This is a genomic window from Streptomyces sp. NPDC051677, from assembly GCF_044453465.1.
Taxonomy (GTDB): Bacteria; Actinomycetota; Actinomycetes; order Streptomycetales; family Streptomycetaceae; genus Streptomyces.
In genome coordinates this window covers 1-12,224 of record NZ_JBITCT010000110.1, presented here as the reverse complement: position 1 = coordinate 12,224, position 12,224 = coordinate 1, and the positions used below count along the sequence as shown (strand labels likewise).

At 72.5% G+C, this 12,224-nt stretch carries 7 protein-coding genes; 4 read left to right on the top strand and 3 right to left on the bottom strand.

Going from position 1 to position 12,224, the window contains the following annotated elements:
- Positions 1-246: 246 nt before the first annotated feature.
- Together ACIBAF_RS48360 and xylA are read right to left on the bottom strand one after the other, a co-directional pair.
- Positions 247-705 (bottom strand): hypothetical protein, encoded by a 459-nt coding sequence (locus ACIBAF_RS48360; protein WP_399473090.1) that lies wholly within the window; start codon positions 703-705, stop codon positions 247-249.
- 177 nt (positions 706-882) lie between these two features.
- On the bottom strand, positions 883-2,049 hold the full coding sequence (xylA, locus tag ACIBAF_RS48355; protein ID WP_399473088.1) for a xylose isomerase: 1,167 nt from the start codon (positions 2,047-2,049) through the stop codon (positions 883-885).
- Positions 2,050-2,189: 140 nt separating this feature from the next.
- Here xylA and xylB point away from each other — a divergent pair, with 140 nt between their 5' ends.
- The 4 genes from xylB to ACIBAF_RS48335 all read left to right on the top strand — a co-directional run bounded on the left by xylB (position 2,190) and on the right by ACIBAF_RS48335 (position 8,160).
- Positions 2,190-3,635: a xylulokinase gene (gene xylB, locus ACIBAF_RS48350; protein ID WP_399473086.1), complete on the top strand. Its 1,446-nt coding sequence runs from the start codon at positions 2,190-2,192 to the stop codon at positions 3,633-3,635.
- A 22-nt stretch (positions 3,636-3,657) separates the two neighbouring features.
- Positions 3,658-4,866: an ROK family protein gene (locus ACIBAF_RS48345; RefSeq protein ID WP_399473084.1), complete on the top strand. Its 1,209-nt coding sequence runs from the start codon at positions 3,658-3,660 to the stop codon at positions 4,864-4,866.
- A gap of 218 nt (positions 4,867-5,084) precedes the next feature.
- Positions 5,085-6,353: a GAF domain-containing protein gene (locus ACIBAF_RS48340; protein ID WP_399473092.1), complete on the top strand. Its 1,269-nt coding sequence runs from the start codon at positions 5,085-5,087 to the stop codon at positions 6,351-6,353.
- A 283-nt stretch (positions 6,354-6,636) separates the two neighbouring features.
- Positions 6,637-8,160: an aldehyde dehydrogenase family protein gene (locus ACIBAF_RS48335; protein ID WP_399473082.1), complete on the top strand. Its 1,524-nt coding sequence runs from the start codon at positions 6,637-6,639 to the stop codon at positions 8,158-8,160.
- 273 nt (positions 8,161-8,433) lie between these two features.
- Here ACIBAF_RS48335 and ACIBAF_RS48330 read toward each other — a convergent pair whose 3' ends face one another.
- A complete protein-coding gene (locus ACIBAF_RS48330) occupies positions 8,434-12,006 on the bottom strand; it encodes a SpoIIE family protein phosphatase (protein ID WP_399473080.1) in 3,573 nt (1,190 codons plus the stop codon).
- Positions 12,007-12,224: the final 218 nt, after the last annotated feature.

Genomic DNA, 12,224 nt, shown 5'->3' with positions numbered 1-12,224 from the left:
GCATGGGCATGACGAGCAGTCGCCCCGGACGAGTATCAGTCCCACGATCGAGCGATCACGAACCGGGGAAGATCGGACTTAACGTCCACTGAGTGAGGGACGGACGGTGTCGTGGGCACGCGCGCGTGGCCGTGTGGAGCGCCTTACGCGCGCGTGCAGCCCAAGGGCTGTCCCGTCATCCCTGGTGGATCAGCGTGCGGCGTCAGATGCGGTGCATCGCAAGGCGGAGGGATGACGGGACAGCCCTTAGGGCAGCAGCTCGCCCAGGGACGGCAGCAGTGACTCGAGGTCGCTCGGTATCTCGGTCGGCAGGTCGCTGGGGAACTGCGACGGCAGCTCGGTCGGCAGGCCGCTCGGCAGCTCCACCGGAAGGCTGAAGGACGGCGCGGGAGTGGAGCGGCTGCCGGTGCTGCTTCCGGCGGTCGGCTCGTCGTCCGCTGAGCCGCCGCCTCCTGAGGCCATCAGCACGACGGCGATGACGGCTCCGGCGGTGACGAGCAGCGCGAGGACGGCGAAGAGGGGGCTCCTGCGCCTTCCGGAGCGTCCGAAGCCTCCTGGCGGCTCCGGAGGCGGGGGCGGCGACCAGCCGCCCCCTCCCGTCCCGTCATCGGGTCCGAAACCGGACGGGGGCGGTCCGAAGCCACCCGGAGGCGGCGTGCGGCCGGGCGGTCCGGGCGGCTGGGGCGGTACGGGCGGCATGGCCATACCGTCCAGCGTCGCGGCGGACCGCTCGGGGCGCGACCTCCGCGCGGAAGTTGATACGGATCCATGCCATGGACCGCATCATTCCGGCGTACTCCGTCCGGAGACCGCTCGACCATCGACCGTTCGGCGGCACGCGCGTGTGCACGCTCATCGGTGCACACACGCGTGCGTGCGGCTTCAGCCGCGGGCGCCCAGCAGGTGGTCCATCGCGAGCTGGTCGAGCTGCTCGAAGGCCATGCCGCGGGCGGCGGCGGCCTCGGGGTCGAATTCCTCGAACGCGGTGCGGTCGGCCAGCAGGCTCTGCAGGCCGTCGGCGGCGGTGGCCTGGGCCAGCTCGTCGAGGCGGGAGGCGCGCAGGGCCTCCTGGACCTCCGGGTCGCTGCGGAACGCGGCCGCGCGCTCCTTGAGGATCAGGTAGTTGCGCATGCAGCCCGCGGCCGACGCCCAGACACCGTCGAGGTCCTCGGTGCGCGGCGGCTTGAAGTCGAAGTGCTTCGGGCCCGCGTAGCCGGCGCTCTCCAGCAGGTCGACCAGCCAGAACGCGGAGCGCAGATCGCCGGCGCCGAAGCGCAGGTCCTGGTCGTACTTGATGCCGGACTGGCCGTTGAGGTCGATGTGGAAGAGCTTGCCCGCCCACAGCGCCTGGGCGATGCCGTGCGGGAAGTTCAGCCCGGCCATCTGCTCGTGGCCGACCTCGGGGTTGACGCCGTACAGCTCCGGGCGCTCCAGGCGCTCGATGAAGGCCAGGGCGTGGCCGACGGTGGGCAGGAGGATGTCGCCGCGCGGCTCGTTCGGCTTGGGCTCGATCGCGAACTTCAGGTCGTAGCCCTGGGAGGTCGTGTACTCGCCGAGAAGGTCGAAGGCCTCCTTCATGCGGTCGAGGGCCACGCGCACGTCCTTGGCGGCACCGGACTCAGCGCCCTCACGGCCGCCCCAGGCGACATAGGTCTTCGCACCGAGCTCGACAGCCAGGTCGATGTTGCGGATCGTCTTGCGCAGGGCGTAGCGGCGCACGTCGCGGTCGTTCGCGGTGAACGCGCCGTCCTTGAAGACGGGGTGCGTGAAGAGGTTGGTGGTGGCCATCGGCACCGTCATGCCGGTGGTGTCCAGGGCCTGGCGGAAGCGCTTGATGTGCTCCTCGCGCTCGCTGTCGGAGGACCCGAAGGGGATCAGGTCGTCGTCATGGAAGGTCACGCCGTAGGCGCCCAGCTCGGCCAGGCGCTGCACCGTCTCGACCGGGTCCAGGGCGCGCCGCGTGGCGTCGCCGAACGGGTCCCTTCCCTGCCAGCCGACGGTCCACAGGCCGAAGGTGAACCTGTCATCGGGGGTGGGCTGGTAGCTCATGCCGCGGCTCCTTGCTTGAAGACTTGTCGTGCTGATGGTGGCGAACTATTTCGTCATGGCCGTTTACAAATTAGTATGCGGACGCATCTCTGGGAAGACAGATCCCGCAGAGCCGCGGAAAAAACTTGAGGGAGAACCCGATGTCAGCAGCCGAGGGTCCGCTCGTCGTCGGCGTGGACACGTCCACCCAGTCCACCAAGGCGCTGGTCGTCGACGCGGCCACCGGCGAGGTCGTCGCGAGCGGCCAGGCGGCGCACACCGTGTCCTCCGGGGCCGGCCGTGAGAGCGATCCGCGCCAGTGGTGGGACGCCCTGCGCGAGGCGTTGCACCAGTGCGGTGACGCGGCGCGCGAGGCGGCCGCGGTGTCGATCGGCGGGCAGCAGCACGGCCTCGTCACGCTGGACGAGCGCGGTGAACCGGTGCGCCCCGCGCTGCTGTGGAACGACGTGCGTTCGGCTCCGCAGGCCCGTCGGCTGACCGAGGAACTGGGCGGCGCGAAGTTCTGGGCGGAGCGCACCGGCTCCGTCCCGGCCGCGTCGTTCACCGTCACGAAGTGGGCCTGGCTGGCCGAGCACGAGCCGGCGGCCCTGCGCGCCACGAAGGCCGTGCGCCTCCCCCACGACTACCTCACCGAGCGCCTCACGGGCGAGGGCACCACCGACCGCGGCGACGCCTCCGGAACCGGCTGGTGGGCGTCCGGGACGGAGACGTACGACGAGGAGATCCTCGCCCATGTCGGGCTCGACCCCGCGCTGCTGCCCCGCGTGGTGCGGCCCGGTGAGGTGGCGGGCACCGTGCGGGACAGCCACGACCTGCCCTTCGCCAAGGGAACGCTGGTCGCCCCGGGCACCGGGGACAACGCCGCAGCGGCGCTGGGTCTCGGGCTGCGCCCGGGCACGCCCGTGCTGAGCCTCGGCACGTCGGGCACGGTGTACGCGGTGGCCAAGCGCCGCCCCACCGACCCCACCGGCACCGTGGCCGGCTTCGCCGACGCCCACGGCGACTGGCTGCCGCTTGCCTGCACCCTGAACTGCACGCTCGCCGTCGACCGCGTCGCCGCCCTGCTGGGCCTGGACCGTGAAGCCGTGGAGCCCGCCGCGGACGTCACGCTCCTGCCCTACCTGGACGGCGAGCGCACCCCGAACCTGCCCAACGCCTCGGGCCTCCTGCACGGCCTGCGCCACGACACGACCGCCGGTCAGCTGCTGCAGGCGGCCTACGACGGCGCCGTGCACTCGCTGCTCGGCGCGCTCGACCTGGTCCTCGACGAGGACGCGGACCGCTCGGCTCCCCTGCTGCTGATCGGGGGCGGCGCCCGGGGCACGGCCTGGCAGCAGACGGTGCGTCGGCTGTCCGGGCGGCCGGTCCAGGTGCCCGAGGCCAAGGAGCTGGTCGCTCTGGGCGCCGCGGCACAGGCAGCGGGCCTGCTGACCGGGGAGGACCCGGCCGCCGTCGCCCGCCGCTGGAACACCACGCGGGGTCCGGTGCTCGACGCCGTCGAGCGGGACGACAAGACGCTGGCCAGGATCGCCGGGGTACTCTCCGACGCAGCCCCGCTGCTGGAGCGGAGCACGGACGCCCACTGAGCGACGACGAATCGACGGAGGCATGACAGCACCGCTGCACGAGACCCGGCCGACCGGCCCGGGGCGCACGCTGCCCGACACCCAGCAGGGCATGCGTCGCCGCAACCTGGCCCGGGTGATGCACGCCGTCAGCGCCGAGGGACCGCTCTCGCGGGCGGCGATCGCCTCGCGCATCGGCCTGACCCGGGCGGCGGTGTCGACCCTCGTCGACGAACTCATACGCTCGGGGCTGCTCGAGGAGCTGGGCCCCGAACGGCCCGGCCGGGTGGGCCGGCCCGGTTCGGCACTGGCGGTGAGCGGGCGCGGCCCGGCCGGGATGGGCGCCGAGATCGGCGTGGACCACCTGGCGGTCTGCGCCGTCGACCTGCGGGGCGAGGTGCGGGCGCGCGCCGTGCGACACGGCACGAACCGGGGCCGCTCCCCCGAGCCGGTCGTCGAGGAGCTGACCGGGCTCGTGCACCGGGTCGTCGCCGAGGCGGAGCGCGAGGGACTGTGGCCGGCCGGGCTCGCCGTGGCCGTCCCCGGACTGGTCGCCCGCGACGCCCGTACGGTCGTCCGCGCGCCGAACCTCGACTGGCAGGACGTCGACCTCGGCGCGCTGCTGCCCCGGGAGTTCCCGCTGACCGTGGACAACGAGGCCAACTTCGGCGGGCTGGCCGAACTCTGGCTCGGCACGGACACCCCCGGGGACTTCCTGCACGTGTCGGCCGAGATCGGCATCGGCGCCGCGCTGGTCGTGGACGGCAGCCTGCTGCGCGGCACCCGCGGCTTCGCGGGCGAGCTGGGCCATGTGCCGGTCCATCCCGACGGGCCGCCGTGCAGGTGCGGCGGACGCGGATGTCTGGAGCAGTACGCCGGTGAGGAGGCGGTGCTGCGAGCCGCCGGGCTGGAGCCGGGCGAGGACCGCGTCGGACTCCTCGCGGGCCGCGCCGCGGACGGCGATCCGAACGTACGGCGCGCCCTGCACGAGGCGGGAACGGCCCTCGGCATCGCCCTGACCGGGGCGCTCAATCTGCTGGACCCCGAAGGCGTCGTGCTCGGAGGCGCCCTGGCGGGGCTCGCACCGTGGCTGCTGCCGTCCCTCGAAACCGAACTCTCCCGCCGTACGGCGGGCCCCGCCTGTCCGGTGTCCGTGTCGCGGCTCGGTCCCGAGGGACCGTTGCTCGGGGCCGCGCACTCGGTCGTGCGGGCCGTGATGGACGATCCGGCGGCGGTGCCGGAGCGAGCCTGAGGCGGCCGTTGCGCGCACGCTGCTTCCCGACGCGCGGGCGGCTGCGCAGCCTCAGACCGTCGAAACGGCATCCCAAAAGACCGGACGCACATCATCGGCCACCACGACATGCCGGGCGTCGACCGCACCGATCCCGGTCCAAACGGTTGTCGGTCCGCGCACCCGGAGTGACGATGTCCCCAGCCGTATCGCCCCGCATCGCCTTCCGGGAGGACGACTTGACCGATCCCTGGGTGGCCCTGGAGCCGGGGGCCGACCCTGCCGAGCGTGTACGGATCCTGCGACGGGCGCACGAGACGTTCACCGAGGCGGGCACCGTGCCGCGACCGGTGCGCGCCGTCGTGGCCGACTCGTGGCGGCGTTCCGCACGGGCCGGCGTCGGGCCCGACGGCACCGCGAGCGTGGAACTGACCGACGGTCAGCTCGGCGCCTACCGGGCCGAGCACCCGCTGGCGCGGGTGATGCCGCTGTTCCGCGAGCTGATGGGCACGTTCGCCGCCGACGGAGAACACCTGCTGGCGGTGTGCGACGCCCACGGCAGACTGCTGTGGGTCGAGGGCCACAAGGCGACACGGCGGCACGCGGGGCGGATGAACTTCGTGCCGGGTGCGCGCTGGGCCGAGAGCGCGGTCGGCACGAACGCACCGGGTACGGCGGTCGCCCTGGACCGGCCGGTGCAGGTGTTCGCGGCCGAGCACTTCATCCGGCGGGTGCAGCCGTGGACGTGCGCGGCCGCCCCGGTGCACGATCCGTGGACCGGGCGGGTGCTCGGCGCCGTGGACATCACGGGCGGGAACGGGCTGGCGCATCCGCACAGCCTGGGCTTCGTGCAGGCGGTCGCACGGGCGGCCGAGGCCCACCTGGCGCTGCTCGCCCCCGCACGGCCCGCCGCCGAGACACCGCGGCTGACGGTGTTGGGCCGGGACGAGGCGCGTCTGGTCACCGGGAGCCGGAGCATCCGGCTGAGCCGTCGGCACAGCGAGATCCTGGTGCTGCTGGCCCGTCACCCCGAGGGGCTGAGCGGCGACGAGTTGTTGTGCGCGCTGTACAAGGACGAGTCGGTGACTCCGGTGACGCTGCGCGCCGAACTCGCCCGGCTGCGCGGAGTGTTGGGTCCCGGGCTGCTGGCCTCGCGCCCTTACCGGCTCACCGTTCCGTTCGAGTCGGACGTGGCGGTCGTCGAACGACGGCTGGCTGCGGGCGCCGTCACGGCGGCCGTGACGGCGTACGCCGGGCCGCCGCTGCCGTCGTCCCAGGCGCCGGCGGTGGTGCGGCTCCGGGACCGTCTCGCCGACGGCCTGCGCGCCGCGCTGATCGCCTGCGGCGACCCCGATCTGCTGGCGGACTGGGCGCACGCGCCGTGGGGTGAGGACGACCTCGACGTGTGGCGGGCGCTCGCGACAGCCCGCCCGACAGCGGCGATACGAGCGCGCCTCGCCTCACTGGAAACAGAACTGACGGCGCCGGCCGGATGGCCGCCCCGATAGACCGGAGCACCGCACGCGCCGGTCGGGGTACGACCCCTACCGGCCGGGCCACCGGCCCCGGCCGACCGGGATCACTGCGGGTGCCTGCCGAGCGACCGCCCGCACCGGCCGGGGCACTGCGGATGCCGGTGCGCGGCCCGGGCGGGCCCCCCGGCCGCGCCCGTCGCCCCGACGGGATGACGCCCCCGACCAGCACCGCAACGTGACTGCAACGTCTGCGTCTCTAGCGTCCCGCGGAGAGCTGTCCAACGGCGGGCAGCACTGCTGAAGGAGGCAGAGCAGGATGACCCGTTACGCGGCGCCCGGAACCGAGGGTGCGATCGTCTCCTACCAGACGCGCTACGACCACTTCATCGGCGGCGAGTACGTGCCCCCGGCTCGGGGGCAGTACTTCGAGAACCCGTCTCCGGTGACCGGGGAGAGGTTCGCCGAGGTGGCGCGTGGCACGGCCGAGGACGTGGAGCGGGCGCTCGACGCGGCGCACGCGGCCGCACCGGGTTGGGGCCGCACCTCGTCGACGGAGCGCTCCGACATCCTGCTGAAGATCGCCGACCGGATGGAGGCCTACCTGGAGCCCCTTGCCGTCGCGGAGAGCTGGGAGAACGGCAAGCCGGTCCGCGAGACGCTGGCGGCGGACATCCCGCTGGCCATCGACCACTTCCGCTATTTCGCCGGAGTGGTCCGCGCCCAGGAGGGTTCGCTCAGCGAGCTCGACGACGACACGGTGGCGTACCACTACCACGAGCCGCTCGGTGTCGTCGCGCAGATCATTCCGTGGAACTTCCCGATCCTGATGGCCACATGGAAGCTCGCGCCGGCCCTCGCCGCGGGCAACACGGTGGTCATCAAGCCCGCCGAGCAGACTCCGGTGTCGCTGCACTACTGGATGAGCCTGGTCGCTGATCTGTTGCCGCCGGGCGTGGTGAACATCGTCAACGGCTTCGGCGAGGAGGCGGGCAAGCCGCTGGCGTCCAGTGCGCGAGTGGCGAAGGTCGCGTTCACGGGCGAGACGTCCACGGGGCGGCTGATCATGCAGTACGCCGCGGAGAACCTGAAGCCGGTCACCCTGGAGCTGGGCGGCAAGTCGCCGAACCTCTTCTTCGACGACGTGTGGGACAAGGACGACGACCTGCGCGACAAGGCCCTCGAAGGATTCACCATGTTCGCGCTGAACCAGGGCGAGGTGTGCACCTGCCCCTCGCGCGGCCTGATCCAGCGCGGCAACTACGGCGACTTCCTCGCGGCGGCCGTCGCCCGCACCGAGCTCATCAAGCCCGGCCACCCCCTCGACACGGACACGATGATCGGCGCACAGGCGTCCGGCGAACAGCTCGCGAAGATCCTCTCCTACATCGACATCGGCCGGAAGGAGGGCGCCAAGATCCTCACGGGTGGCGAACGCGCCGAGTACGACGGCGAGTTGAAGGGCGGCTACTACGTCCGGCCGACGATCTTCGAGGGGGACAACCGCATGCGGATCTTCCAGGAGGAGATCTTCGGGCCGGTCGTCTCCGTGGCCGCGTTCGACGACTTCGACGACGCCATCAAGATCGCCAACGACACGTCGTACGGCCTCGGGGCCGGCGTGTGGACACGGGACATCAACACGGCGTACCGCGCGGGCCGGGCGATCCAGGCGGGCCGTGTGTGGACGAACTGCTACCACGCGTACCCGGCACACGCCGCCTTCGGCGGCTACAAGCAGTCCGGGATCGGGCGCGAGACGCACAAGATGATGCTGGAGCACTACCAGCAGACGAAAAACCTCCTGGTGTCGTACTCGCCGAAGAAGCTGGGCTTCTTCTAGACGCATGCGAAAAGGTGCCTGACCTGGGTTTTCACCCGTCAGGCGCCCTTCGCTCAACCCGCTCTCGACCGCGCCCGGCTTGCTTGCGCGCCAACTCCCCATTCCTCCCACGACTGCACCCGTCCTGACCAGTGCTTCCGGACCAGTCACGGACCCAAACCCCCGGTTCAGCCCTCGGGTACGTCACCTTGACTGACCCGCTGCCACTCGTTCATGGACTGTACTGACTCCGCCGATGCCTCCGGTCAGTGGATTAGCAAATCCGCAGCTTCGTCAGCGATGACTACGAGCAGTAGCGGTGGGTTGCATGGCACTTCTGTCAGCTTGCGGGTCACCGGTTCGACACGATGGTTCGGCGGTGGCGGCGAGCAGGGCGGTGTCGTCGTCGACCCGGTCGGGGGTGTTCAGCAGCTCCAGGGCCCGTTCGGCGATCTGCTGGGGGTCGGTGCGGGCGGCGGCGGGCAGCGCCCCGCAGGTCTGGCGCAGGGCCGCCAGGCAGTCGTCCAGGGACAGTGCCCGGTTTTCCACCAGGCCGTCGGTGTACAGCAGCAGGCTGGTGCCGGGCGGGAACGCCACCTCGCGGTCGACTGGGGTGCTGCCCAGTCCCAGCGGCAGCGCTGGGGGCAGCTCCAGGTAGGTGGTGTCGGCGGCTACCAGCAGGGGTGGTACGTGCCCGCTGGCGGCGTAGCGCAGGCGGTGGCGGTGTGGGTTGTAGACCGCGTACAGGCAGGTGGCGAAGCGTTCGGTGGCGAGCGACTGCAGGTAGGCGTCCAGCCTGGCCAGCACCTGGGCCGGGCCGGCGCCCTCCATCGCGAGGCTGTGCAGGGCGGAGCGGAGTTGGCCCATCACGATGGCGGCTTCCACGTCGTGGCCCATGACGTCGCCGATGGCCAGCCCCACGGCGCCGTCGGGCAGTGCGAGCACGTCGTACCAGTCGCCGCCGACCTCGGCGCCGCGGTTGCTGGCCCGGTAATGGGTGGCCAGGCGCACCCCGGGCACCTGGGGCAGGCGGTGGGGCAGCAGGGCGCGCTGCAGGGTCAGGGCGAGGCGGCGCTCGTTGTGGTACCGGGTGGCGTTGTCGTAGGCCATGGCCAGGCGGTGGGCGAGGTTCTCCAGATACTTGCGTTCGACCGCTGAGTAGTCGGTGTGCCGGACCAGTACCAAGGCCCCCAGTGTCTGGTCGTGGGCGTGCAGCGGCAGGGCCAGCACGGCGGCGGGCGCCGGGTGCGGGCCGGCCGGGGCTGGGGCGGTGCCGTTGATCGCGTGGGCGGCGGCGGTGGCCAGGGCCTCGCGGGCAAGAAGGGGGGTGCCGGCGATGTATGCCGGGGGCGACTGCGCCGGGGCGGGTGCCGCCGCGGTGAGGTGGATGCTGATCTGGTCGGCGAAGTCGGGCAGCAGGATCTGGCCGGCAGTCTGCAGAATCTGGTCCGGGTCGAGGGTGGCGGACAGCCGCAGGCCCGCGTCGGCCAGGGCGGCCAGCACGGCCAGCTGGTCGCGGGTCTCGGTCAGGACCTGTTCGCGCAGCCGGGACAGTTCCAACCCGGTCCGGACGCGCGCCAGCAGCTGGCGTGCGGAGAACGGTTTGGCCAGGTAGTCGTCGGCGCCGGCGCGCCGGCCCCGCACGGATTCCTCCTCGCCGGCGCGGGCGGTGAGCAAGACGATGGGCAGGCGGGCGGTGCGCGGGTCGGCGCGCAGCGCCCGAACCAGCTCGAAGCCGTCCATGCGGGGCATCATCACGTCGCTGAGCACCATCTCCACCGGCTGCGCCAGGGCCGTCTCCAGGGCGGCCCGGCCGTCGGCGGCGAGCAGCACGTCGTAGTCGGGCTGCAGGAGCTGGGTGAGGTAGGCGCGCATGTCGGCGTTGTCGTCGACGACCAGCAGGCGGGCCCGCTGGGGACGCTCGGTTTCGTGCGGGCCGGGGCCGTGGGGGGCATCGTGGGTCGCAGGAGCGTGCGGGGTGCGTGCCGCGGGGGTAGCCGCAGCGGGGACGGGGTCGGCCGCCAGCCAGCCCAGCGCCTCGTCCACATAGGCCGCGGCGCGGCCGGGTCGGCCGCCTCCGCCTTCCCTGGGAGTTTCCCCGGGGGATTCGGCGCCGGCCGCGGGCGGGGCCGGGCGGGGCCGGTGCGCGGCGGCGAAGGGGAGGTCCACGGTGACGGTGGTGCCCTGGCCGAGCCGGCTGTCCACGCCGACGGTGCCGCTGTGCGCTTCCACCAGGTCCTTGACCAGCACCAGGCCCAGGCCGCTGCCCTCGTGGGAGCGGGAGCGGGCGCCGCGGACCCGGTGGAAGCGTTCGAACAGGCGCGGCAGCTCGTCCGCGGGGATGCCGGTGCCGGTGTCGGTCACGGTCAGACGGGCCCGGCCGCCGGCCGCGGCCACCTGTACCCGGGCACCGCCGGTGAAGGTGAACTTCAGGGCGTTGCTGAGCAGGTTGAGGATGATCTTCTCCCACATCTCCGGGTCCAGGGACACCGGCCGGGGCAGCGGCGGGCAGTCCACCTCCAGCGTCAGCCCTGCCGCCTCGAAGGCGGAGCGGAACACCCCGGCCAGCTCGGCCGTGGCACCGGCGAGGTCGACCGGCTCGAGGGCCGGGCGTATCTGCCCGGCATCGGCCCTGGCGACCTCCAGGAGGGTGTTGACCTGCTTCAGCAGGCGCAGGGCGCCGCGCTCGGCCAGCTCCAGCTGCTCGCGGCGCTCGGGCCGGTCCTCGTCGGCCAGAACCTGCTGGAGTGGCCCCAGGAGCAGGGTGAGCGGTGTGCGCAGTTCATGGCTGACGTTGGCGAAGAAGGTGGTCTTGGCCCTGTCCAGCTCGGCCAGTGCCTCCGCCCGCCGCCGCTGTTCGTCGTGGGCGAGCGCGGCCGTGAGCGCCCCCGCCACTGCGGCGGCGAGCACCTCCAGAAAGTCCCGGTAGGCCCCGGCCGGCGGGAAGCAGGGGTTGACGCCCACGACCAGGACACCTCCCACCTGCCCCGCACAGTCCAGCGGCAGAGCCAACGCCTCCTCGACTGGGAGTCGGGAGGCCGCGGCGTGCTGCCCGGCCGTGTGGCCGCCGGTGAGCGCGGCGGCCGGCAGCGTGGCAGGGGCACCGTCGGCGACCACCTGCGCCAGCCGGGCCGCGGCCTCCGACCCGTTGTTCGCACTCGGCAGGACGGCCTCGGGCGTCGGCCGCAGTCCGGCGGAGGCCGCCGGCCGCAGCATCCCCGACTCGGAGGCCAGGTACAGGTCGAGGAACGGGATCTCTTCGGGATAGGAGCCCAGCACCTCCGCGACGACGCGGGCGACCCCGCCCGGGGTGGGCAGCCCGGCGGTGCGGGCGCCGGTCTCGCTCAGCAGGCGCAGCCGGCGCTCGCCCAGTACCCGGCCGGTGGTCTCGGTGATGATCTGCAGCACGCCGCCCGTGGTGCCGTCGTCCAGCAGCACGGGCTGGAAGGAGGAGTCGAAGTAGCACTGTTCCAAAAAGCCGTGGCGCTCCATGATGAGCGGCTCATCGGGGATCAGCAGTGACTTGCGGGTGTCGGTCACATAGTGGAAGTGGGAGCTCACGGGGTGGGCCCAGACCTCAGGGAACACATCCTTGTAGGGCTTGCCGAGCGCCCAGGGGTGTTTGGCGCCGACGATGGGTGAGGAGCCCAGGTTGTACAGCGTGGCGAATTCGGCGCCCCAGTACAGAGCCATCCCGTGCTCAGAGGTGAGCATGAGGCGCAGGGTGTCCACCAGGGGCCCCGGCCAGGACTCGGGGGGCCCGAGCGGCGTCGCCGCCCACTCGATCCCGGCCAGAAGCTCGCCGAACGCACCGGCCTCGGCGAACATCCGGGCCGCCGCGGTGCGCGGGTCATCGGGCCGGGTCATCGAGAAATCTTCCTCCTGGCGCCTGTGTGATCCGCCCGCGCCCTCCCAAGGCTGCCGGCGGCCACTCACTGCGGACCTTCGGGCAGAACGGACGCCGGATCCGACGCTTCTGGCTACTCCTGACTGAGGTTCCCCCGAGATGCGGAGTGTGTTGACAGAGGGTCAGATGGTTCTCATGAGAGGAACATCGACCATGGCCGCCCCCAGAAAGTACTCGC